The organism is Bradyrhizobium sp. MI1.7 (assembly GCF_055811795.1).
In genome coordinates this window covers 46,977-68,848 of the sequence record NZ_JBVVPO010000015.1, presented here as the reverse complement: position 1 = coordinate 68,848, position 21,872 = coordinate 46,977, and the positions used below count along the sequence as shown (strand labels likewise).

Sequence of the window (21,872 nt, the reverse complement as noted above, 5' to 3'; positions counted from 1 at the left end):
GGCGACCCAGTACGCCGAGACGGTTGTGGTTGAACCGATAGGCCGCGGCGTACTGGATGCCCCGGTCAAGCCGGGCGACGACATCGAGATTGGAGCGGCGCTTGGGCTCTTACCGCCGATACCCGCTCGCCCGAGAATAGCCCTGCCGGTTCTGCTGCGTCGGGCGGTTGGACACGCCGGGACGGGATTCGCTGGAGGTGGGGGTGGCGAGCTTGAGCTCCTCCAGGAAGATCGGCCGGGCGAAATAATAGCCTTGCGCGTAGCGGATCTTGGTCGCGGCCTGGAGATAGGCCAGCTCCTCGTAGGATTCGAGGCCTTCGGCGATCACGGTCATCCCGAGCGCTTCGCTCAGGGATTCGATCGCGCGCAAGATGCCCTGGCTGCGCGGACGCTTATGGATGTCGGTGATGAACGAGCGGTCGATCTTGATCTCGTCGGCGGTGATGTCGGCGAGCGCCGAGAGCGAGGAATAGCCGGTGCCGAAATCGTCGATGGAGATGCCGACGCCGAGCTTGCGGAACATCGGCAGGATCTCGGTCTGGAAATGATTCTTGGCGACGAAGGCGTCTTCCGTCACCTCGATCATGAAGCGCTGCGGAAAGCCGGTCTCGTCCAGCGCCCGCGCGAAACTGCGCATGAATTCGGGATTGCCGGCCTGCTTGGCGGCGACGTTGATGCTGATGGTCGCTTCCGCGCCGAAGCTGTCGTTGATCAGGTCGATCGACTTGACGATCTCGGCGAGCACGAGATGGGTGAGCTCGTCGATGAGTCCCAATTCGCCGGCAAGGTTGATGAACGAGCCCGGCGCCTGGATCACGCCCTCGTCGTCGCGAAGGCGCACCAATGCCTCGATGCCGGTCACGGCCTGGGTGCGGATGTCGACCTTGGACTGGAACGCGCAGCAGAAGCGCTTTTCGAGGATGGCGAGCCGCAGCGACTGCTCGATCTTCATCCGCGCCAGCGCCTCGCGCTCCATGCTGGCGTCGAAGAAGGCCGCCGAGCCCTTGCCGCTGTTCTTGATGCGGTACATCGCGATGTCGGCGTTCTGGCGCAGCGTCTCGAAGCTGCGGCCGTGGTCGGGATAGAGGCTGACGCCGACGGAGGTGGAGGCGAAGACCTCCGAATTGTCGATGAAGAACGGTGCGGTCAGCCGCTCCAGCGTCGCTTGCATGAATTCGGCGACTTCCTCCTGGCTCTGGATCGGGGAGAGCAGCAGCAGGAATTCGTCGCCGGAGATGCGCGACAGCATGTCGGAATCGCGCAGGTCGCGCCCGAGCCGCTTCGACAGCTCGACCAGCAGCGCATCGCCGACGGCGTGGCCGTAATAGTCGTTGATGTGCTTGAAATTGTCGACGTCGAGAAAGGCGAGCGCGAAACGCTCGCCTTTGCCGTCGCGCGCGAGCAGGCTGGCGGCGCGATGCTCGATCACGCGCCGCGAGGGCAGGCCGGTCAGCTCGTCGAAATAGGCCGAGCGGAACAGCTGGTCCTCGAAATTCTTCTGTTCGGTGATGTCGGAGGAGGCCGAGATCAGCAGCTCGCGTCCGGCAACGCGGACGGGGCGATGGGTGGTCAGCAGCACCTGGCGTGCAGCTCCATCCTGGAGCGCTTCCTCGGAGATGACTGCCTCGCCGGACCTCAGTGCCCGCTGGCAGGCTTCCCGGCGCGGCGTCAGATCGGGCGACGGACGGCTGCCGTCCATGCCGAGCTGAGCGGCCGCGACATCGTTAACCAGGAGAAGCTCGCCCTGCGCGTCCTGCACGGTCAGACCGGCAGGCAGCATTCTAACGATTTCCTTGAGAAATCCGAGTTCGGCTTCACTCGCGCCGGAATATCTGTTGTCGTTCATAGAAGTCATGAATCTTGTTGTTTCAACGCGCCTTTGCAATGGACGCGATCTTGCGCAGTTCCCTCTTAGGTTTGGTTAAGGGGTACGGAGAAATACGGGGGTGTTTTGCGGCGATGCGACGCGCCCGACCCATCGTCATTAACGGAGCGTCAACGCGCGCAACGAAACTGCGAGCGGGGCGCGCGTCTCTTGCGCTCGTGCCGCGTCTAACCGTTCTGCGGGATGCGGCATTGCATGATGCAATGCAGGCCGGTCTTGAGATACGAGACCTCGGACTTGCCGTCGAAAGCCGACAGCGCTGACTTCAGCAGCTTGGTGCCGAAGCCGGGCTCGGAGACCTTGTCGATGCTCGGGCCCTCGGTTTCGTCCCAGGTGACGGTCAGACGGTCGCCGCTGACGGTCCACGACACCTGCAATAATCCGCGCGGCGCGGAGAACGCACCATATTTGCCCGCGTTGGTGGCGAGCTCGTGAAACATCAGCGACAGCGTGACCGCGAGCTTCGGCGGCAGGAACAGCCGGTCGCCGTTGAGCGTGAAGCGGACATGGCCGTAAGGTCCGAGCTCTGCGATCAGGAGATCGCGGATATCGCAGCCGCCCTTGTCGATCCGCGAGATCAGATCGTCGGTTGCAGCCAGCGACCGTAGCCGCGGATCGATCCGGGCCCAGACCTGCGGCTGGTCGTGCAGCACCTGGTGCAGCACGGCGTGCGCGGTCGACAGCTTGTTCTTCAGCCGATGCTGCAGCTCGTCGACCAGCAGCTTGCGGTATTCTTCTTCCTCGATCAGCCGTTTGGAAATCCGGCGCTGTTCCGCCAGCATCCCGCGATAGTGCTCGACGCCCCAGATCGTGAGTGCGGAGACGCCCCAATAAAGGGTCAGCAAGGTGAACCTGGAGCGATCGGCAAGAGCGTCGCTGAAATTGACGACGACGCCGAGCACGCCGCCGATCAGCGCGGTGATGATGCCGATCCGCAAGCCGCCGAACGCGGCGGCAAAGAACACGGCCGGAAAGTACGGGGTGAAGTAGACGTCGGGCCGCACATGCGCGAGACCCCAGCGCGCCACCGTCGCAACCAGCAGGCAGGCGACCGCGAAGCCGAGGCTCAGAGCGAGGGATGGCGCTGCCACGCCCTGCCAGCCCTTGCGGAATTCGTCGATCAGCTTCTCCATGCCCGGCCCGGTTGCGCTATGCGCGCGTAAATCGAGAAAGGAGCGGGAATGTTACGCATGTCGCATGCACAAGCAAAGCTTGCCTTGTCGCAGACCGGCAGGAATAGTGACTGTCGCGGCGCCGAGATCGATCGGCGTCCGCCATTTGACATCAAATCATTCGAAAACAGGAACATTCCATGGGTAGGTTGGATGGCAAGGTTGCGGTGATTACGGGCGCGACGAGCGGGATCGGCCTGCGTACCGCGGAAGTCTTCGTTGCCGAAGGTGCCAAAATTGTGATCGCGGGGCGGCGCATACCGGAAGGCGAGGCGCTGGCGAAGCAGCTCGGGGTCAATTGCATCTTTCGCCAGACCGACGTGACGGTCGAAGCGCGGATGCAGGCGCTGATCGCGCTCGCGGTCGAGAAGTTCGGCCGGATCGACTGCCTGTTCAACAATGCCGGCGGCCCGGCGCAGACCGGGGGCATCGAAGGCCTCGATGTCGAGCGGTTCGACGCGGCGATGGCGACCCTGGTGCGCAGCGTCATGCTCGGCATGAAGCATGCCGCGCCCGTCATGAAGAAGCAGGGTTCTGGCAGCATCATCAACAATGGCAGCATCGCAGGCCGTCTTGCCGGCTTTTCCTCGTCGGTCGTCTATGGCGCGGCCAAGGCGGCGGTGATCCATCTCACCAAATGCGTGGCGATGGAGCTCGGCGAGTCCAACGTGCGCGTCAACTCGATCTCGCCCGGTGCGATCGCGACCGGCATTTTCGGCAAGGCGCTGGGGCTCGCGACCGATGCGGCGGAGGCGACGCCTGCCGTGATGCGCGAAGTCTTCAAGACCGCACAGCCGATCCCGCGCGCGGGCCTCCCCGATGACATCGCGCAGGCCGCGGTGTTTCTGGCGAGCGACGAATCCAGCTTCGTCAACGGACACGATCTCGTCGTCGACGGCGCCGTCACCGGCGGCCGCAACTGGAGCCAGCAGCAGCAGGGTTACGTCGCCATGCGCAAGGCGTTCGATCAGGAGGCGTAGTAGCGGCAGGTGACGGTGCCGTAGGGTGGGCAAAGCGAAGCGCGCCCACCAATTCTTTCTTCGCGAGGAATGGTGGGCACGGCGCTACGCGCCTTTGCCCACCCTACGAAAACGGTGCCTAAACCGTCTTCACCCGCACCCGCAAGCCATCCCGCGGCTTCGGGATCGGCCACATCTGCCAGTCCGGCTTGTAGCCCGGCTCCAGCGACACTTCGAGGTTCTGCAAAAAGTGCCGGGCAAAACACTTCGCCTGCATGTAGGCGAAGTGCAGGCCGAGGCACATATGCGCGCCGCCGCCGAACGGCACCCAGGCGAAGCGATGCCGGTTGCGCTGGGCTTCCTCGGTGAAGCGCAAGGGATCGAAGCGATCCGGCTCCGGCCAGATGTCCTTCATGTGGTGGGTGTAGAGCGGATTGACGCCGACGGCGGTACCGGCCGGAATCGTAAAACCCTTGAAGGTGAAATCGCGCATCGCACGGCGCGGCATCGACGGCACCGGCGGCTTGATCCGCAGGGCCTCCTTGAACGCCATCTCCGACAGCGGCATTTTTTCGAGGTCGTCGAAGCTGCTCGGCGAACCCGGTGCGAGCCCCAGCGCAAGAACCTCCGCGCGCAATCTATCCTGCCAGTCCGGATTGGCGGCGAGCTCGCCGATGAAGGAGGTCAGCGACGAGGTCAGCGTGTCGTGCGCCGCCATCATCAGGAAGCTCATATGGTCGATGATGTCCTGCTCGGAGAGCAGGGCGCCATCCTCGTGGGTGGCGCGGCAGAGCTGCGAGAACAGATCGTCGCCGCCGTGATTGCCGCGTCGCAGCGGGATCTGCTCGCGGAAATAGGCGACGATGCGTTTGCGTCCCTTCACGCCAGCCGCCATCTGCGTGCCCGGCAGCGGCCGGCGGATCGGGGCGACCGCGGCCGCGACCATGTCGACGAACGCGCGGTTGATCTCGTCGACCTCCGGCCCGATATCCGCGCCGAGGAACGACGCCGCCGCGAGGTCGAGCGTGAGCTGCTTCATCGCCGGATAGAGCTTCATCTCGCCGGGCTTCGCCTTCCACTGCGCGACGCGCGCGGCGATGCCGTAGTCGAGATCGCTCAGATACGACTTCATCGGCCCCGACTTGAACGCGACCGACAGCGCCTTGCGATGCAGACGGTGCTCGTCGAAATCGAGCAGCATCAGGCCGCGCGGAAACAACAGGCCCAGCACCTTGTTCCAGCCATGTGTCGACGAGAACAGCTTTTGCTGGTCGAACAGCACGAGCTCGTTGGCCTCGGGCCCGAGCAGCACGACATTGGTCTCGCCGAAAATATGGGTGCGGTAGACCGGGCCGTATTTGGCGCCGTTCGCCTCGATATGTCCCTTGGGGTCGGCGAGCACCTGAAAGGTCTTGCCGATGATCGGCCAGCCCTCGTCGCCAGGGATGTGCGTCAGCTCGTTGCGCCTGGGTGCGGTGAACGGAAGCGCAGGGGCGACATTCTGCATCGACATGACGATTGCTCCGGTTGACCGACCGAACAGGCGCGCGAACACAGATGACTACGACCCGCGCCAGCTGACCGGGGTCAGCATAGCACAGGCCGGTATGTCTTTCTTGTGAACGTCGTTACAAGCGTAGTTCCGACGGGCCTACCGCTTCGCCGCTTCCTTCTGCAAATCCGGGGCGTTGACGGCGGGAATGGCGACGCGGCCGGCGCCGGTCACCTTCAAGGCCTCTGCAGCCTTTTCGTTCTCCATGATCTTCGCCATCACGGCCTGCCCGGCGCGTTCGAAGATCGCGCGGTTCTCAATCACGAACTTTTGCGACTTCCGCAATCCGTCGATATAGCCGTTGATCTCCGGCACGACGTAGCGCGCCACCAGGTCCCAGCTTCGGCGGGTATTTTCGGGATTGGCCCAATCGTGCACGAAGCCGATCACGGCGCCGACGCCGCCCGACACCTGCATCACGTTCTTGATCATCTTGACGAGGTCGTCGGGCGTGCCGATCACTGAGGCCGCACCGTCGACGAAAGCGGTCTTGTCCACGGCCTCGTCGGGCGAGGCGAACGCGGTCAGGCCCGGCCGCTGCAGCGTGCCGACATTATATTCGTTGTGCCAGCGCATCAGGCCGGCGCCGGCTTCGCGGCGGGCCTGCTCGCGGGTCTCGGCGAGGTGCCAGGTCAGCAGCACGCGCCAGTTCGCCCGATCCACCTTGGTGCCGTGCTTCTTGGCGGCGTCCTCGGCGAACTGCCATTGCTGTTGCAGGGACATCAACCCTTGCGTCGTCATCGAGCCCAGCGAGATGATGCCGATGCCGTATTTGCCGGCGAGCGTCATGCCCGACGGCGAGATCTGCGAGGCCACCACGAACGGCATCTCCTCCTGCAAGGGCAGGATCTGGAGTGCGGCGTCGTTCATGGTGAACCAGTCGCTCTTCGCGGTGACGCGTTCGCCGTTGAACAGGCGGCGGATCACGCCGATGGCCTCGTCCTGGCGGTCGCGCTGCGTCATCGGGTCGATGCCGAGCGTGTGCGCGTCCGACGCCAGCGCGCCGGGGCCGGAGCCGAAGATGGCGCGGCCGCCGGTCATGTGGTCGAGCTGCACCATGCGCTGGGCGACGTTGAAGGGATGATGATAGGGCAGCGACACCACGCCGGTGCCGAGCTTGATCCGCTTGGTGCGCTCGCCGGCCGCGGCCAGAAACATCTCGGGCGAGGCGATCATCTCCCAGCCGGAGGAATGATGCTCGCCGCACCAGAACTCGTCATAGCCGAGCGCGTCGAGCTGCTCGACCAGGTCGAGATCGCGCCGGAACTGGAGCATCGGATGCTCCCCGATCGGGTGATGCGGGGCAAGGAAGGCTCCGAACTTCAGGCGCGCCATGGCGTTCTCTCCGGCTGAATTTTCTGTTTGTTGAGGCGATGAGGCTACGTGCTGGCGATAGCGAAGGCAATCGCGCGGTGTCCCGCGCGGCGGAATGCAGGCATGCGTTGAGACGCTGCAACGACCTGCCTGGCCTGCATGGTTCGAGACGCCCGCTTCGCGGGCTCCTCACCGTGAGGGTCTAACACCTCGCCGCGAAGCGAGACCTCATCCTGAGGAGACCGCGCAGCGGTCGTCTCGAAGGATGGCCGCAAAGGGACTGTTCACCAAATTTGCCGCGAAGAACGCCGCTACCGCGTCATCCTGTTCCACGCATCCAGCCCGGCGATCTTGTACGCCTCCGCCAGCGTCGGATAGTTGAACGTGTTCTGGATGAAATAGTCGATGGTGCCTTTGAGGTTCAGCACGGCCTGGCCGATATGGATCAGCTCGGTGGCGCCTTCGCCGAGGATGTGCACGCCGAGCAACCGGCGCGTCTTGGTCGAGAAGATCATCTTCATCATGCCGCTGTTCAGCCCCATGATGTGGCCGCGCGAGGTCTCGCGGAAGCGTGCGATGCCGACCTCGTAGGGAATGCCGCGCGTGCGCACCTCTTCTTCGGTGAGTCCCGTCGTCGATATTTCCGGCACCGAATAGATGCCGTAGGGGAAGAACTCCGGCGGCGCGAGCGGCTCCATGCCGAGCGCGTGGCAGGCGGCGACGCGTCCCTGCTCCATCGAGGTGGAAGCAAGGCTCGGAAAGCCGATCACGTCACCGGCGGCGTAGATGTGCGGCACGCTGGTCTGCAAGGTCACGGGATCGACCGAGATGCGGCCGCGATGGTCGACGACGATGCCGGCCGCCTCTAAGTTTAGCCGGTCGGTCGCGCCGACGCGCCCCGCCGCGAACAGCAGCATTTCCGTGGTGACGTGCCGCCCGTCCGACAAATGCGTGACGATGCCACCCTGCGCAGTCTTCTCGATCGAATTGACCTTGGCGCCGAGCCGCAGCGCGACGTTGCGGTCGCGCAGCTCGTGCACGAATTCGTCGATCAATTCCTTGTCGATGAAATCGAGGAAGGTCGGCCGCGGCTCGATCAGGGTCACTGGCACGTCGAGCGCGCTGAAGATGGTGGCGTATTCGACGCCGATCACGCCGGCGCCGATCACAGCCAGGCTGCGCGGCAGCTTTGCCAGCTCGATGATCTCGTCGCTGTCGAGCACGGTGGTGCCGTCGAACGGCACGTAGTCGGGGCGGAACGGGCGCGTGCCGCAGGCGATCAGGATGAAGGCGGCCGACACCACCTTTACCTCGCCAATTGAGCTCGTGATCTCGACCTCGTGCGGTGAGACCAGCCGCGCCTCGCCATTGGCGGTGCGCACCAGGTTGCGGCTGAACTGATGCTCGAGTACCTCGACCTCATGGTCGAGCGTCTTCTGAAGACGGATCATCAGGTCGCTCGCCGCGATGTCCTGCTTCACCTTGTAGGAGCGGCCGTAAAAGCCACGCTCGCGCCAGCCGGAGAGATTGAGCACGGTCTCGCGCAGGGTCTTTGAAGGAATCGTCCCGGTATGGACCGAGACGCCGCCGACCCGTCGGCCCTTCTCCACCACCAGCACGGCCTTGCCGAGCTTGGCACATTGCACCGCGGCCCGGCGCCCCGACGGGCCCGAGCCGATCACCACCATGTCGTAGTCGTACATCCGGAAAACTTCCGAGCCCGCGAAACCAGCGGGAATTGCCATGCAGCAATCGGGCCAAAGCGGCAAGTCCTACCTCGGAGGTAATCGCGCCAATGACGCCGATCTGCGAGTTTTGCGCGCAAATAAATCGCCGAAGGCTCGCGCGAAAATGCATCAAACCGTCACAAAACAAGTCGATTCGTCGCGCCGCTGGGGCGTGCTGGCGATCGTCGTCGCTGCTCAATTCATGTTCGGCGTCGACGCGTTCATCGTGAACGTCGCCATTCCCACTATCGCAGTGGACCTGCATGCGACGCCGGCGCAGATCGAATCCGTCATCGCGATATATCTGATCGCCTACGCCACGCTGGTCGTCACCGGCGGCCGCCTCGGCGACATCCACGGCACGAAGAATGTCTTCCTGGCCGGCGTGCTCGGTTTCACGGTGACCTCGCTGTGGTGCGGGTTGGCGCAATCGGGCGCGGAGCTGATCATCGCACGGCTGGCGCAGGGCGCGACTGCAGCGCTGATGGTGCCGCAGGTGCTGGCGACGCTGCATCTGCTCTTCACCGACGAACAGCGCAGCCGCGCTTTCGCCATCTACGGCATCGTGCTCGGGCTTGCGGGCGCCGCGGGCTTCCTGCTCGGTGGTCTCCTGGTCACGATCGACCTCGCCGGTACCGGCTGGCGCTCGGTGTTCTTCGTCAACGTGCCCTGCGGCCTCGTCATTGCGGCCGCCGCCTGGTGCATCATGCCGTCGGTGCCGCGCCGGGCCGGCACGCGGCTCGATATCAAAGGGAGCGTGGTGCTGTTCGCGGGGCTGTTGTGCCTGATCGGACCGCTGCTGTTCGGTCACGATGTCGGCTGGGCGCCGTGGCTATGGGCCGTGATGGCGGTCGGCGGCGCGATCCTTGTCGCGTTCCTGAAGCTCGAGCATGCGGTGGCGCGCGCCGGCGGCATGCCGCTGATCGATCTGACGCTGCTGTCCGATGCAGCCTTCCTGCGCGGGCTCGGCGCGGCGTTCTTTTTCTTCGTCGCCAACCTCTCGTTCTATCTGGTCATGACGCTGTTCATGCAGCGCGGCCTGAAGATCCCGCCGCTCGCAGCCGGCATGGCCTTCATTCCGCTCGCGCTGGCTTTCGTGGTCGCGTCGCGCCACAGCGGCGCGCGGGCGCGCCATCGCGGGACCAAGGTGTTGATCGAAGGCTGCATGCTGCAGATCGCGGGCCTCGCCGCACTCGCGCTGGTCACGGGGTATATCGATGCGCCCGCGCCGATCCTGCTCGCGCTCGTCATGATCATCTTCGGCTGCGGCCAGGGGCTGGTGATGGCGCCGCTATCCGGTGCGGTGCTCTCGACGGTGAAGCCTGTCGCGGCAGGCTCGGCGTCCGGCATGTACGGCACGACGGCGCAGATCGGAAATGCGGCCGGAGTGGCCGCAATCGGCGCGGCGTTCTTCGCGGTTGAAGCGTTGCAATCGGCGCGCGCAGGCTTCTTCGTTTCGCTCGCCGCGTTTGCGGCGTTAATCACGATCTGCGCCGCATTTCTGGCGTGGATGCGCCGCGTCTCTGCACGAAGTTGAGGCATTGCGGTTAATTCATGCGTATTCCTGCGGATTTTTGCGTGATTTCGGGTGATAGACAGCACACGGGCTTTTTATTTTGCACCGCAGCAACTATTTGGTTTGGGTGAACGTTGAACGTCGCCTGCCAGGAGTTGCCGTGTCGCTTGCCAAAAATCTCGCTCTCTTGAGACATCTGCCAAAGGTGGATGGTCTGCGCCTTGCCGAATTCGGCCGGAGCGCGGACGTATCCAGCCCGTTGGAAGAAGTCACGGGCTTCGGCGACAATCCCGGAAACCTGCGCATGTTCGCGTTCGTGCCGGCGCAACTCCAGAAGCCGCGCGCGCTCGTTGTCGTGCTGCATGGCTGCGGCCAGACCGCCGCTGCTTACGATCTCGGCGCGGGATGGTCGACGCTCGCGAAGCATTACGGCTTCGCGCTGGTGATGCCCGAGCAGCAACGCGTCAACAATGGCAACACCTGCTTCAACTGGTTCAATCCGGAAGACACTGCGCGGGACGGCGGCGAGGCGCGGTCGATCCGCGAGATGATCGCGCATATGGCCGAAGCGCACCGCATCGATCCCAAGCGCGTCTTCATCACCGGTCTCTCCGCCGGCGGCGGCATGACGTCGGTGATGCTCGCGACCTATCCGGAAGTTTTTGCGGCCGGTGCGGTGATCGCCGGGTTGCCCTATGGCATCGCCTCGAATCTGCGCGAGGCGCTGGACGGCATGTTTCATTCGCCGCAGCGGCCGGAGCGCGAACTCGGCGACTTCGTGCGGCGTGCCTCGAACCATCGCGGGCCGTGGCCGAAGATGTCGGTGTGGCACGGCAGCGCCGACCGCACCGTCAATCCCGGCAACGCCAGCGAGATCGTCAAGCAGTGGCTCGATTTGCACGATCTGCCGGCCGTGCCGATGGCGGAGACCATTGTCGACGGCTATCCGCGCCAGGCCTGGTGGAACAAGGACGGCGAAACCCTGGTCGAGTCCTACGCCATCACCGATATGGCCCACGGCACGCCGCTCGGCCTCGCCGACAATGATCAGCGCTACGGCATCGAAGGCGCATTCCTGATCGAGGCCGGTATTTCCTCGTCGTACAACATCGCAAAATTCTTCGGCCTCACCGGCTGGATTCCGGACGCGGCCGGGAAGAAGGCCGGGCCCGGGACGTCGAAGCCGGCGCTTTCACCCGCGCCGCATCTCGCCCGCTCGATCCGTGCTGCAGTCGCCGTTGCCGAAGAGCCGGCCGAGCCGAAGCGCGCGGCGGCGCGCGGCTTCGATCTCGGCCAGATCATCACGCGCGCACTGACCGCCGCGGGATTGATGAAGTAGTTCGTCGCTCGATAAGCGACGGCTACGCCGTCTGATCGATCCATTCGATCGGCGCCACCGTCACCTCGCCGCCGGCGACCTTCCGCGTCATCTCCTGATAGGCCTTGAAGAAGTCGCGCGATTGCAGCGCTTTTTGCGCAGCCTCGTCGGTGACGCTGGCGAGGTGGAAGTAGCTGGCGTCGTCGCGGTTCTTCAGGACCCGATAGCCGATCCGCCCCTTCAACTCCGGATCGCCCTCGATCGCCTTGATGAAGCGGCCGATCTCCTGGTGCCAGGCTTCCGTCGTGCCGTTTTTGAATTCGTACCTGATCATGAAATGCTTCATGTGACGCTCCCTGTTCGTCATGTGCGCCATCATCTGCGCCTTGCGGGCGATCCTGCAAGTATGGACAAAATTGATAGTATGGACTTTTTCGACGTCGCTCCTATCCTCCCGCAAGCTGGCTGCGTATGGAGGAGGCGACATGGCAAGGGCAAACCCGGCGCGCACCTGTCCGGTTACGGCCTTTCAGAAGATGATCAGCGGCAAGTACAAGCTCCGCATCGTCTGGGACCTCAAGGACGGTCCGCGCCGCTATGGCGAGATCAGGAGCGGCCTGTTGCGCGGCATGGCCGGCAGCGCCGAGATCACCCCGCGCGTGCTCAGCCGCGAATTGAAGGCGCTGACCCAAAGCGGCCTGATCGACCGCAAGGATTTTGGCGAGGTGCCGCCGAAGGTCGAGTATCGCCTGACGCGCAAAGGCAAGAGCTTCGTGCCGGTCGTCGCCGCGATCCGCGACTGGGGCGAACGCAACCTCAGTGACACCGCGGCGTTGGCGGAGGCCGCCGAGTAGAGCATGATCCGGAAAAGTGTGAAGCGGTTTTCCGAAAAGATCATGCTCAAGTAAAAGGCTACATCTCGCCGGTGATGAACGGATTGGTCATCCGTTCCTGGCCGATGCTCGAGCCGGCGCCGTGGCCGCAGATGAAGCCGACGTCGTCGCCGAGCGGCAAGAGCTTGGTCTTGATCGAGTTGATCAGCGTGGCGTGACTGCCGCCGGGCAGGTCGGTGCGCCCGACCGAGCCCGCAAACAGCACGTCGCCGACATGGGCAAAGCGCAAGTCCTTGTTGAAGAACACCACGCTGCCGGGCGAGTGGCCCGGGCAGTGCAAAATATCGAACTGCAGGCCGCCGATCGACACGCTGTCGCCCTCGTCGAGCCAGCGGTCCGGCTCGAAATTGCGGCCGCCGGTCATGCCGAAGCGCGCGCCGCTCTCGACCACGTTGTCGAGCAGGAATTTATCCGCGACATGCGGCCCCTCGATCGGCACCTTCAGCGCATCGCGCAATTCGGCCGCGCCGCCGACATGGTCGATATGGCCGTGGGTCAGCCAGATCTTCTCTACGGTGACGCCGGTCTGCTTGATCGCGTCCAGAATCTTCGGCACGTCCCCGCCGGGGTCGATCACCACGGCCTTCTTGCCGGGCTCGTCCCAGATGATGGTGCAGTTCTGCTCGAACAGCGTCACGGGGACGATGATCGCGCCAGCCTTGGCTTGCTGTGATTCTTGGGTATTGTTTTGCTCGGTCATGGCCTCACAATGCCGATTTTTGCCATGCCGCCAAGCAAAAGATTTGTGTCGTAGCCCCGGGAACAGCCGGTCGTCACACGGCCGTCCCAATTGGCCTGCTGGTTTGAACCGGGGCGTTCCTTTCGCGTTTTCTCGCGCAGGGTAGATTAGTGAGTGGTATTCCGGCCATGGCTCAGGGCGGCGACAATTGGTGGCGCGACGGCATCTTCTATCAGATCTACCCGCGCTCCTTTCAGGACTCAGACGGTGACGGCGTCGGCGATCTCGCCGGCATCCTGCGCCGGCTGCCTTACGTGAAATCGCTCGGCGTCGACGCGATCTGGCTGTCGCCGATCTTTCCCTCGCCGATGGCCGATTTCGGCTACGACATCTCCGACTATACCGGCATCGATCCGCTGTTCGGCACGATGGCGGATTTCGATGCGCTGCTCGCGGCTGCGCATGAAACCGGGCTGAAACTGATCCTCGACCTCGTGCCGAACCACACATCAAGCCAGCATCCCTGGTTCGTCGAGAGCCGGTCCTCGCGCGACAATCCCAAACGCGACTGGTACGTCTGGCGCGATCCGGCCGCCGATGGCGGTGTCCCGAACAACTGGCTGTCCGAATTTGGCGGCAGCGCCTGGCAATTCGACGAGACGACAGGTCAATATTACTACCACGCCTTCCTTGCCGAGCAGCCGGACCTCAACTGGCGCAATCCGGATGTCCGCGCGGCGATCTACGACGCGATGCGGTTCTGGCTGGAGAAAGGCGTCGACGGCTTCCGCGTCGATGTGATCTGGCACCTGATCAAGGATGCCGAATTCCGCGACAACCCGCCGAACCCGCATTACGTCGAGGGCCGGCCGCCGAACGAGAGGATCCTGACGCAATACTCCACCGACCAGCCGGAGGTGCATGACGTCATCGCCGAGATGCGGCGCGTCACGGATGCGTATCGCGACCGCGTGCTGATCGGCGAAATCTATCTGCCGCTGCACCGTCTGATGGCCTATTACGGCAACGATCTCACCGGCGCGCAGATGCCGTTCAACTTCGCGCTGCTCTCGACGTTCTGGAGCGCGCGCTCGATCGAGACAATCGTCGAGGATTACGAGAAGGCGCTGCCGAAGGGCGCCTGGCCGAACTGGGTGCTCGGCAATCACGATCGTCCGCGCGTCGCGAGTCGTGTCGGGCCGGAGCAGGCCCGCGTCGCCGCCATGTTGCTGCTGACGCTGCGCGGTACGCCGACGCTCTATTACGGCGACGAGATCGGCATGCATCAGCTGGCGATCTCCCCCGAGGACGTGCGCGATCCCTTCGAGAAGAATGTGCCCGGCATCGGAGTGGGGCGCGACGGCTGCCGTACGCCGATGCAGTGGGATGCGTCGCCGGCCAGCGGCTTCTCCGGCGTAAGGCCCTGGCTGCCGCTGCCGGAGGACCATATCCGCGAGAACGTCGCCGATCTCGAAGCCGATTCGCGTTCGATCCTCAGTCTGTACAAGCGGCTGATTGCCTTGCGGAAGGCATCTCCGGCGCTGGTCGAGGGCGACTACCATCCGATCGCCGCGCAAGGCGATCTGCTGGTCTATCGCCGCGAGGCCGAGGGCACCGCGATCATCGTCGTGCTCAATCTCGGGCCCGACCCGATCGCCGTGACCACCAGCGCGATCCGTTTCAACAGCGAGATCTTGCTGTCGACGTTTCTGGATCGCGAGGGCGAGAGGCTGGAAGGCGTGCTGGATCTGCGCGGGAACGAGGGCGTGGTGGTGATGCCGCCATATATCTAGCCGTTCGCGGGGACGACAGATGAGCGTGTGGCCGCGGTTCATCGGACAGTGTCCGCACCAACCGGAATCGGCTAAGCTCCCCCCATGGACAGCCCCGCCCGCAACATCGCTCTCGTTCCGCCGCCCGATCGCCGCCAGTCCGAGACGGCGCTTGCGATCGCGCGCGGCACGGCGCGGTTGCTGCGCTCGCTCGGCTTTACCTGCATCAGCGAATTACCGCTGCCGTCGGGCCGGCGCGCCGATCTGGTGGCGCTCAACGAGCGCGGCGAGATCTGGATCGTCGAGATCAAATCGTCGGTCGAGGATTTGCGTGCCGACCAGAAATGGCACGAATACCGCGCCCATTGCGACCGGCTGTTCTTCGCCTTCACGCAGGATCTGCCGTGCGAGATCTTCCCGCAAGACACCGGCCTGATCATTGCGGACGCCTATGGCGCGCACATGCAGTGCGAGGCGCCCGAGCACAAGCTTCAGGCCGCCACGCGCAAGCAGATGACGGTGCGTTTCGCGATGGCGGCAGCGCTCCGGATCAACCGTCTGGTCGACCCGCAGGGCCACGCGGATTTTTGGGAATGAAGTCGTAGGGTGGATTAGCGTAGACGCCGTAGGGTGGGCAAAGCGTAGCGTGCCCACCATCCAAGCCGATCAAAATTGAAGCAGAGTTGGTGGGCACGGCGCTACGCGCCTTTGCCCACCCTACGAGACCGTTACCGCGGCGCGCGCTTCGCCAGAATCCGCTGCAACGTACGACGGTGCATATTCAGCCGGCGCGCCGTCTCCGAGACGTTGCGGTTGCACATCTCGTAGATGCGCTGGATGTGCTCCCAGCGGACGCGGTCGGCGGACATCGGGTTGGTCGGCAACTCGGATTTCTCCGAGCTGGTCGAGAGCAGGGCGGCGACGACGTCGTCGGCATCCGCGGGCTTCGACAGATAATCGATCGCACCCATCTTCACGGCGGTCACGGCGGTGGCGATGTTGCCATAGCCGGTCAGCACGATCGCGCGGGCTTCGGGGCGCTTCTTCTTCAGCGCGGAGACGACGTCGAGACCATTGCCGTCGCCGAGCCGCAGATCCACGACGGCGAATGCGGGCGCGGCCTTGCCGATCTGCGCGAGGCCATCCGAGACGGTGTCACACGACGTCACCGCAAAGCCACGGGTCTCCATCGCGCGCGACAACCGCTCCAGGAACGGCTTGTCGTCCTCCACGATGAGAAGCGAGCGGTCGGTCTGTTCGTTCAGTTCGGCGATGGCGTTCAAGGTGTTGTCCTCTCTCTGCACATCTACATATGGCGTCGCAATCAGGCGGTGCCAAGGCCGCAAATAGTCGATCGGCCCTGCTGTGCGACGCAAGGTCGCGGCCTATCCTATTGTTTCTTCGAGCGTCTCGATAGTCTCAAAACGCTCTCTCGGCCAATTGATGTGAACCACAGCACCGTGTTCCGGAAAGGTCCGGTTGGTAAACGAGACCTTGGCCCCGGTGCGTTCCAGCAAGGTGCGCGCGATGAACACGCCAAGCCCGAGCCCGCGCCGCTCGCCGCCGCCGTCATCCAGATTGCGCCGCCGCGACAAATAGGGCTCGCCGATCCGGTTAAGGATATCGGGCGGAATGCCCGGGCCGTCGTCGGAGATCACGAGCTCGATCGTGTCCTTGTTCCACCATGCATTCACCTCGACGGTGGTGCGGGCGAAATCGACTGCGTTCTCGACGATGTTGCCGACGCCGTAGAGGATCGCCGGGTTGCGCGAGCCGATCGGCTCGGCGAAGGCCGCCACCGCGATCCGCACCTTGATGTCGACGCCGAAATCGCGGTGCGGGGCCACCACCTCCTCGATCAGCTCAGACATTTTCATGCGGTCGAACGGCGCGCCTTCGGAGGAAAGCTGGGTGATCTTGCTCAAGATGTCGCGGCAGCGCTGGGTCTGCTCGCGCAGGGTTTTCAGGTCGGCGGCGAAACTTGGGTCCTTCACCGTCTTTTCCAGCTCGCGCGAGATCAGGAAGATGGTCGCGAGCGGCGTGCCGAGCTCGTGCGCGGCTGCGGCGGCCAGGCCGTCGAGCTGGGTCAGATGCTGCTCGCGTGTCAGCACCAGCTCGGTCGCAGCCAGCGCGTCGGCGAGCTTGCGCGCCTCCTCCGTCACCTGGAACGAGTAGAGACTGGTGACGCCGATCGCGAGCACGATCGAGAGCCAGATGCCGATGAGATAAATCGGCGGCAGCACCAGGGGATCGTCGGAATCCCAGGGCAGCGGCAGATGGAAGAAGAACAGGACCGAAGCACAGGCCACCGCGAGCAGGCCGAGGCCGAAGGTGAGGCGGGCCGGCAGCGCCGTGGCCGAGATCAGAACGGGCGCGAGGAACAGGAACGAGAACGGGTTCTGCAGCCCGCCGGTGAAGAACAGCAGCCCCGCCAGCTCCACGATGTTCAGCGCGAGCAGTCCGGCCGCCTGCATCGGCTCCAGCCGTTGCAGCGGATTGGACACGGTCTGGAGCGCCAGGTTGAGCGCCGCCGACAGCGCGATGATGCTGACGCAGGGGACGATCTCGACGTTGAACTCCAGCCCCTGCGCCACGATGAAGATCGCCGCGAGCTGGCCGAGCACCGCGAGCCAGCGCAGCCGCAGGATCGTGTCCAGGCGGATATGCCGCTGTGCGTGGCGGAAATCGGTATCGGCAGTCTCAGTCATCTCGGCCAATGTGGCGGTGCCTTCTCGGTCACAAACGCGGGGCTCGCGGAACCACCCGGATTACAAGCCTTGCGCTATCCGCTGCAATAGCAGAAGAACGGCTAGCATGACCGGGAACGACAAAGCTTCAAGTCCGCCGACTGTCGCGGAGCGCGGCTCCTCTGCGGCCATTGCGGTCGATCACCTCGTCAAGGTCTACAAGCAGACCCGCGCCGTCGACGATATCTCCTTTTCGCTGCCGCGTGGCAGCATCACCGGGCTCCTGGGCGGCAACGGCGCCGGCAAGACCACGACCATCGCGATGATCATGGGCCTGGTGCTGCCGACCTCCGGCCGCGTGCAGGTGCTCGGGCATCGGATGCCGGAGCAGAGCGCGGCGGTGCTGGGGCGGATGAATTTCGAGAGCCCCTATGTCGACATGCCGATGCGCCTCACGGTGCGGCAGAACCTCACCGTGTTCGGCAAGCTCTATGCGGTGAAGAACGTCTCCGATCGCATCGCCAGGCTGGCCGACGAGCTTGATCTCACCGAATTCATCGACCGCGCCAACGGCAAGCTCTCCGCCGGGCAGAAGACCCGCGTCGCGCTGGCGAAGGCGCTGATCAACCAGCCCGCGCTTTTGTTGCTGGACGAGCCCACCGCCTCGCTCGACCCGGATACGGCCGACTGGGTGCGGGCGCATATGGAGCGCTATCGCAAGGAGAACAACGCCACCATCCTTCTGGCTTCGCACAACATGCTCGAGGTCGAGCGTCTGTGCGACCGCGTCATCATCATGAAGCGCGGCCGCATCGAGGACGACGACACGCCGGAGGCCATCATGGCGCGCTACAACCGCACCACGCTGGAGGAGGTGTTCCTGGACGTCGCGCGCGGGCGGGCGAACGGTGCGAAGGAGGCGGCGCGATGACCGAGCTCTCCCTCCACCGCGGCATTTCCATCCATCGCATCGGCGCGATGATCCTGCGCTACTGGTATCTGTTGATGTCGTCCTGGCCGCGGCTGCTCGAGCTGCTTTATTGGCCCGCGCTCCAGGTCATCACCTGGGGCTTTCTCCAGCTCTACATCGCCGAGAACGCCAATTTCTTCGCGCGCGCCGGCGGCACGCTGATCGGCGCCGTCATCCTCTGGGACATCCTGTTCCGCGGCCAGCTCGGCTTCTCGATCTCGTTCCTGGAGGAGATGTGGGCGCGCAACATCGGCAACCTCATGATGAGCCCCTTGAAGCCGATCGAGTTTCTGCTGTCGCTGATGATCATGAGCATGATCCGGCTCGCGATCGGCGTCATCCCGATGACGCTGCTCGCGCTGTTCCTGTTTCACTTCAACGTCTATGCCCTCGGTCTGCCGCTGATCGCGTTCTTCTGCAATCTGATCTTCACCAGCTGGGCGGTCGGCATCTTCGTCTCGGGGCTGGTCTTACGAAACGGCCTTGGCGCCGAGAGCATCGTCTGGACCCTGATGTTCGCGATCATGCCGCTCGCCTGCGTCTACTATCCCGTCAGCGTGCTGCCGGCATGGCTGCAGTACGTCGCCTGGTCGCTGCCGCCGACCTATGTGTTCGAGGGAATGCGGGCGCTCCTGATCGAACAGACCCTCCGGATCGATCTGATGTTGCGTGCGTTGGCCATCAACGCGGTGCTGCTGGTTGCATCTTTTGGGGCATTCCTTGCCCTTTTGCGGAGCGCCAAGAAGCACGGCTCGCTGCTCTCGAGCGGTGAATAATCTCACTTTCCCGTGGATTCAGGCTGATTTAGCCGTTCCGGCTCCGTAGATGTACGGAACCATGCATTGACGCAATATTACGCATTCGGCAGTATGTTGCGATGCGAAGAGGATTTTAACGATGCCTATTGGTGAGTTCGGCGGCGCGCCGCCCCTGGCGGCCGAAGGCAGTCCGGTCCTGACGACGCCGATGTACTGGATGTACGAGATGGGGCAGGCCTCTCTCAATCCGGCGCGTGCGGTCACCGATGCGACCAAGCTCCTGTTTCAGAATCCCCTCAATCCGTGGGCGCGCACCGAGGTCGGCAAGTCCGTCGCTGCGGCCTGTGAATTGTTCGAACGCACCACGCGCCGTTACGGCAAGCCGGAATGGGGCCTCAACGACACCGAGGTCAACGGCATCCGCGTTCCCGTCGAGGTCCGCTCGGTCTGGGAAAAGCCGTTCTGCAAGCTGCTCTACTTCGATCGCAAGTTCGCCCGTCCCTTGCGCAGCCCGCAGCCGCGCGTGCTGATCGTGGCGCCGATGTCCGGCCACTACGCGACGCTGCTGCGCGGCACGGTCGAGGCGTTCCTGCCGGCGCATGAGGTCTACATCACCGATTGGGCCGACGCCCGCATGGTGCCCCTGAGCGATGGCCGCTTCGATCTCGACGACTACATCGACTACGTCATCGAGATGCTGCACGTCCTTGGCGGCAACACCCATGTCATGGCGGTGTGCCAGCCCTCCGTTCCCGTCGTTGCCGCCGTCTCGATCATGGAAGCGCGGCGCGACCCCTTCGTGCCGACGTCGATGACGCTGATGGGCGGCCCGATCGACACCCGCCGCAATCCGACCGGGGTGAACAAGCTCGCCCAGGAGCGCGGCATCGACTGGTTCCGCAACACCGTCATCACCAAGGTGCCGTTCCCGCATCCGGGCATGATGCGCGACGTCTATCCGGGCTTCCTGCAGCTCAACGGGTTCATCAGCATGAACCTCGACCGGCACATGGACGCCCACAAGCGCCTGTTCGCCAATCTGGTGAAGGGCGACGGCGACCTCGTCGACAAGCATCGCGACTTCTACGACGAATATCTCGCGGTGATGGATCTCTCCGCCGAGTATTATCTGCAGACGGTCGACACCGTGTTCGTGAAGCACTCGCTGCCGAAGGGCGAGATGACCCATCGCGGAACACGCGTCGACCCCTCGAAGGTCACGCGCGTGGCGCTGATGACGGTCGAAGGCGAGAACGACGACATCTCCGGGCTCGGTCAGACCGAAGCAACACACACATTGTGCAGCTCGATCCCCGATCACCGCCGCGTTCATTACGTTCAGAAGGGCGTCGGGCATTACGGCGTGTTCAACGGCTCGCGCTTCAAGTCGGAAATCGTGCCGCGCATCCATGACTTCATGGTCTCGGCTGCGAATCCGAGCTCGTTGCAGGCCCTCGCGGCCGAATAAGCGCGTTTTTCGGCTTTCCCGCTGAAAATCGACGCCCTGCCGGGGGTTCCGGCAGGGGTTGGTTCCCTCCAGATTCGCGGTATTTAGGTAGCTTTATAGGAGTGATTCCCACCTCAGCCCTTGGGGGTGCCGCATGCGTCCAGCGGGGGCGAAAAAACCGGGTTCCAACCCCAGTCTGTAGGGTCTCCCGGACGCTAGACCGCTGTATATTGGGCAAATGATTTGTTTTTGCGCCGAGCGCTTTCCCTGGCGGCGGTTATGGCAGAATCCGGGCGCCCTCCTGCCCCCCGGACTGACAGACATGGCCACTCGCGCACTCCTCTATCGACGGCCCCACGAGCCGAAGACCCTGGTCATCACCCATGGATCGCAGTTTTTTGCGATTCGATTGCGTCGGCACCGCCGCGCGCGCCGCTACACGCTCAGAATCCATCCGAGCGATCGCGAAGCCATCCTCACCATCCCGCCGCGCGGCACGCTGGCCGAAGCCAAGGACTTCGCACAACGTCACGGCGCGTGGATCGCTGCACGTCTCGGCCGTTTGCCGAAGGCTGCGCCGTTCCAACCCGGCACAGTGATACCGCTACGCGGCACGGCCCATCGTATCGTTCATCGTGCCGGCACGCGCGGCACGGTATGGACGGAAGTGCGCGACAGCGGTGAACGCATTCTCTGCGTCGCCGGCGGGGTCGAGCATGTCGACCGCCGCGTCAGCGACTTCCTCAAGCGCGAGGCGCGCCACGATCTCCAGCGCTCGGCGGAGGCCTATGCCGTCGAGCTCGGCGTCAGGGTCAAGCGCCTCTCGATCCGCGATCAGTCCAGCCGTTGGGGCTCCTGCACCTCGGCCGGCTCGCTGTCGTTCTCCTGGCGCCTGATCCTCGCGCCGCCCTACGTGCTCGACTACCTCGCCGCGCACGAGGTCGCCCATCTCGTCGAGATGAACCACTCGGCGCGGTTCTGGCGCGTCTGCGGAAAGGCCTGCCCGTCGATGGAGCGCGCCAAGAAGTGGCTCGATACGCACGGCAACGACCTGCACCGCTATGGGGTCGAGGATTGATCCTCGTCGCAGACTAGGCCTCGCTGCTAGCCCAACACTCACTGTCGTGGGGGGGGGGGGGGGGGGGGGGGGGGGGGGGGGGGGGGGGGGGGGGTGTTGTGGGGGGGGGGGGGGGGGGGGAGAAGAGGCGCCGAGGGGGGGGGGG

19 protein-coding genes are annotated in these 21,872 nt (G+C 64.3%); 10 read left to right on the top strand and 9 right to left on the bottom strand.

Annotated elements, in window-relative coordinates; genetic code table 11:
• Window positions 1-109: 109 nt before the first annotated feature.
• Both AC0L3X_RS16420 and AC0L3X_RS16415 read right to left on the bottom strand, forming a co-directional pair.
• Window positions 110-1,846: a putative bifunctional diguanylate cyclase/phosphodiesterase gene (locus AC0L3X_RS16420; RefSeq protein WP_063980065.1), complete on the bottom strand. Its 1,737-nt coding sequence runs from the start codon at window positions 1,844-1,846 to the stop codon at window positions 110-112.
• A gap of 206 nt (window positions 1,847-2,052) precedes the next feature.
• Entirely contained in the window at window positions 2,053-3,018 is a 966-nt protein-coding gene (locus AC0L3X_RS16415; RefSeq protein WP_063980064.1) for a sensor histidine kinase, read from the bottom strand.
• A 179-nt stretch (window positions 3,019-3,197) separates the two neighbouring features.
• Here AC0L3X_RS16415 and AC0L3X_RS16410 point away from each other — a divergent pair, with 179 nt between their 5' ends.
• Window positions 3,198-4,037 (top strand): SDR family NAD(P)-dependent oxidoreductase, encoded by an 840-nt coding sequence (locus AC0L3X_RS16410; protein WP_063980063.1) that lies wholly within the window; start codon window positions 3,198-3,200, stop codon window positions 4,035-4,037.
• Between the two features lie 118 nt (window positions 4,038-4,155).
• On the opposite strand, the gene AC0L3X_RS16405 is transcribed toward AC0L3X_RS16410, so the two are convergent.
• The 3 genes from AC0L3X_RS16405 to sthA form a co-directional block, all read right to left on the bottom strand.
• Window positions 4,156-5,529, bottom strand: a complete 1,374-nt coding sequence (locus tag AC0L3X_RS16405) for a cytochrome P450 (RefSeq protein WP_063980062.1) — start codon at window positions 5,527-5,529, stop codon at window positions 4,156-4,158.
• Window positions 5,530-5,667: 138 nt separating this feature from the next.
• Complete coding sequence (locus AC0L3X_RS16400; RefSeq protein WP_014491084.1) at window positions 5,668-6,903, bottom strand: LLM class flavin-dependent oxidoreductase; 1,236 nt, start codon at window positions 6,901-6,903, stop codon at window positions 5,668-5,670.
• Window positions 6,904-7,193: 290 nt separating this feature from the next.
• The gene (gene sthA / locus AC0L3X_RS16395) at window positions 7,194-8,585 is read right to left on the bottom strand and encodes a Si-specific NAD(P)(+) transhydrogenase (RefSeq protein WP_063980061.1); all 1,392 of its coding nucleotides are present in this window, start codon (window positions 8,583-8,585) and stop codon (window positions 7,194-7,196) included.
• 148 nt (window positions 8,586-8,733) lie between these two features.
• On the opposite strand from sthA, the gene AC0L3X_RS16390 reads away from it, so the two are divergent.
• Together AC0L3X_RS16390 and AC0L3X_RS16385 are read left to right on the top strand one after the other, a co-directional pair.
• Window positions 8,734-10,146: an MFS transporter gene (locus tag AC0L3X_RS16390; RefSeq protein ID WP_063985949.1), complete on the top strand. Its 1,413-nt coding sequence runs from the start codon at window positions 8,734-8,736 to the stop codon at window positions 10,144-10,146.
• Window positions 10,147-10,285: 139 nt separating this feature from the next.
• The gene (locus AC0L3X_RS16385; protein ID WP_063980060.1) at window positions 10,286-11,464 is read left to right on the top strand and encodes an extracellular catalytic domain type 1 short-chain-length polyhydroxyalkanoate depolymerase; all 1,179 of its coding nucleotides are present in this window, start codon (window positions 10,286-10,288) and stop codon (window positions 11,462-11,464) included.
• A gap of 22 nt (window positions 11,465-11,486) precedes the next feature.
• Here AC0L3X_RS16385 and AC0L3X_RS16380 read toward each other — a convergent pair whose 3' ends face one another.
• Window positions 11,487-11,789, bottom strand: a complete 303-nt coding sequence (locus AC0L3X_RS16380; protein WP_231143720.1) for a hypothetical protein — start codon at window positions 11,787-11,789, stop codon at window positions 11,487-11,489.
• Window positions 11,790-11,928: 139 nt separating this feature from the next.
• Here AC0L3X_RS16380 and AC0L3X_RS16375 point away from each other — a divergent pair, with 139 nt between their 5' ends.
• Entirely contained in the window at window positions 11,929-12,297 is a 369-nt protein-coding gene (locus tag AC0L3X_RS16375; RefSeq protein WP_063980058.1) for a winged helix-turn-helix transcriptional regulator, read from the top strand.
• A 58-nt stretch (window positions 12,298-12,355) separates the two neighbouring features.
• Here AC0L3X_RS16375 and AC0L3X_RS16370 read toward each other — a convergent pair whose 3' ends face one another.
• Window positions 12,356-13,036 carry an MBL fold metallo-hydrolase gene (locus AC0L3X_RS16370; RefSeq protein ID WP_063980057.1) on the bottom strand — a complete coding sequence of 227 codons (681 nt, stop codon included), beginning with the start codon at window positions 13,034-13,036 and terminating at the stop codon, window positions 12,356-12,358.
• Between the two features lie 167 nt (window positions 13,037-13,203).
• Between AC0L3X_RS16370 and AC0L3X_RS16365 the strand changes: the two genes are divergently transcribed.
• Together AC0L3X_RS16365 and AC0L3X_RS16360 are read left to right on the top strand one after the other, a co-directional pair.
• A complete protein-coding gene (locus tag AC0L3X_RS16365) occupies window positions 13,204-14,808 on the top strand; it encodes an alpha-amylase family glycosyl hydrolase (RefSeq protein ID WP_063980056.1) in 1,605 nt (534 codons plus the stop codon).
• Window positions 14,809-14,892: 84 nt separating this feature from the next.
• The gene (locus AC0L3X_RS16360; protein WP_063980055.1) at window positions 14,893-15,384 is read left to right on the top strand and encodes an MmcB family DNA repair protein; all 492 of its coding nucleotides are present in this window, start codon (window positions 14,893-14,895) and stop codon (window positions 15,382-15,384) included.
• A 131-nt stretch (window positions 15,385-15,515) separates the two neighbouring features.
• Here the strand turns inward: AC0L3X_RS16360 and AC0L3X_RS16355 are convergent, their stop codons facing one another.
• Window positions 15,516-16,070, bottom strand: a complete 555-nt coding sequence (locus tag AC0L3X_RS16355; RefSeq protein ID WP_014491094.1) for an ActR/PrrA/RegA family redox response regulator transcription factor — start codon at window positions 16,068-16,070, stop codon at window positions 15,516-15,518.
• 102 nt (window positions 16,071-16,172) lie between these two features.
• The gene (locus AC0L3X_RS16350) at window positions 16,173-17,495 is read right to left on the bottom strand and encodes an ActS/PrrB/RegB family redox-sensitive histidine kinase (RefSeq protein WP_028149359.1); all 1,323 of its coding nucleotides are present in this window, start codon (window positions 17,493-17,495) and stop codon (window positions 16,173-16,175) included.
• Between the two features lie 106 nt (window positions 17,496-17,601).
• On the opposite strand from AC0L3X_RS16350, the gene AC0L3X_RS16345 reads away from it, so the two are divergent.
• The 4 genes from AC0L3X_RS16345 (at window position 17,602) to AC0L3X_RS16330 (ending at window position 21,727) form a co-directional block, all read left to right on the top strand.
• Window positions 17,602-18,405: an ABC transporter ATP-binding protein gene (locus AC0L3X_RS16345; protein WP_063980054.1), complete on the top strand. Its 804-nt coding sequence runs from the start codon at window positions 17,602-17,604 to the stop codon at window positions 18,403-18,405.
• Window positions 18,402-19,220, top strand: coding sequence for an ABC transporter permease (locus AC0L3X_RS16340; protein ID WP_063980053.1), 819 nt, complete (start codon window positions 18,402-18,404; stop codon window positions 19,218-19,220). Before AC0L3X_RS16345 ends, AC0L3X_RS16340 begins: the two co-directional genes overlap by 4 nt.
• A gap of 121 nt (window positions 19,221-19,341) precedes the next feature.
• Window positions 19,342-20,670 carry a polyhydroxyalkanoate depolymerase gene (locus AC0L3X_RS16335; protein WP_063980052.1) on the top strand — a complete coding sequence of 443 codons (1,329 nt, stop codon included), beginning with the start codon at window positions 19,342-19,344 and terminating at the stop codon, window positions 20,668-20,670.
• 217 nt (window positions 20,671-20,887) lie between these two features.
• Window positions 20,888-21,727 (top strand): M48 family metallopeptidase, encoded by an 840-nt coding sequence (locus AC0L3X_RS16330; RefSeq protein ID WP_063980051.1) that lies wholly within the window; start codon window positions 20,888-20,890, stop codon window positions 21,725-21,727.
• Window positions 21,728-21,872 lie beyond the last annotated feature (145 nt).

Bases quoted from the DNA above. Each gene is read 5' to 3' on its own strand.
- AC0L3X_RS16420 (WP_063980065.1), bottom strand. From the start codon at position 1,846: ATGAACGACAACAGATATTCCGGCGCGAGTGAAGCCGAACTCGGATTT.
- AC0L3X_RS16415 (WP_063980064.1), bottom strand. From the start codon at position 3,018: ATGGAGAAGCTGATCGACGAATTCCGCAAGGGCTGGCAGGGCGTGGCA.
- AC0L3X_RS16410 (WP_063980063.1), top strand. From the start codon at position 3,198: ATGGGTAGGTTGGATGGCAAGGTTGCGGTGATTACGGGCGCGACGAGC.
- AC0L3X_RS16405 (WP_063980062.1), bottom strand. From the start codon at position 5,529: ATGTCGATGCAGAATGTCGCCCCTGCGCTTCCGTTCACCGCACCCAGG.
- AC0L3X_RS16400 (WP_014491084.1), bottom strand. From the start codon at position 6,903: ATGGCGCGCCTGAAGTTCGGAGCCTTCCTTGCCCCGCATCACCCGATC.
- sthA (WP_063980061.1), bottom strand. From the start codon at position 8,585: ATGTACGACTACGACATGGTGGTGATCGGCTCGGGCCCGTCGGGGCGC.
- AC0L3X_RS16390 (WP_063985949.1), top strand. From the start codon at position 8,734: ATGCATCAAACCGTCACAAAACAAGTCGATTCGTCGCGCCGCTGGGGC.
- AC0L3X_RS16380 (WP_231143720.1), bottom strand. From the start codon at position 11,789: ATGAAGCATTTCATGATCAGGTACGAATTCAAAAACGGCACGACGGAA.
- AC0L3X_RS16375 (WP_063980058.1), top strand. From the start codon at position 11,929: ATGGCAAGGGCAAACCCGGCGCGCACCTGTCCGGTTACGGCCTTTCAG.
- AC0L3X_RS16370 (WP_063980057.1), bottom strand. From the start codon at position 13,036: ATGACCGAGCAAAACAATACCCAAGAATCACAGCAAGCCAAGGCTGGC.
- AC0L3X_RS16365 (WP_063980056.1), top strand. From the start codon at position 13,204: ATGGCTCAGGGCGGCGACAATTGGTGGCGCGACGGCATCTTCTATCAG.
- AC0L3X_RS16360 (WP_063980055.1), top strand. From the start codon at position 14,893: ATGGACAGCCCCGCCCGCAACATCGCTCTCGTTCCGCCGCCCGATCGC.
- AC0L3X_RS16350 (WP_028149359.1), bottom strand. From the start codon at position 17,495: ATGACTGAGACTGCCGATACCGATTTCCGCCACGCACAGCGGCATATC.
- AC0L3X_RS16345 (WP_063980054.1), top strand. From the start codon at position 17,602: ATGACCGGGAACGACAAAGCTTCAAGTCCGCCGACTGTCGCGGAGCGC.
- AC0L3X_RS16340 (WP_063980053.1), top strand. From the start codon at position 18,402: ATGACCGAGCTCTCCCTCCACCGCGGCATTTCCATCCATCGCATCGGC.
- AC0L3X_RS16335 (WP_063980052.1), top strand. From the start codon at position 19,342: ATGCCTATTGGTGAGTTCGGCGGCGCGCCGCCCCTGGCGGCCGAAGGC.
- AC0L3X_RS16330 (WP_063980051.1), top strand. From the start codon at position 20,888: ATGATTTGTTTTTGCGCCGAGCGCTTTCCCTGGCGGCGGTTATGGCAG.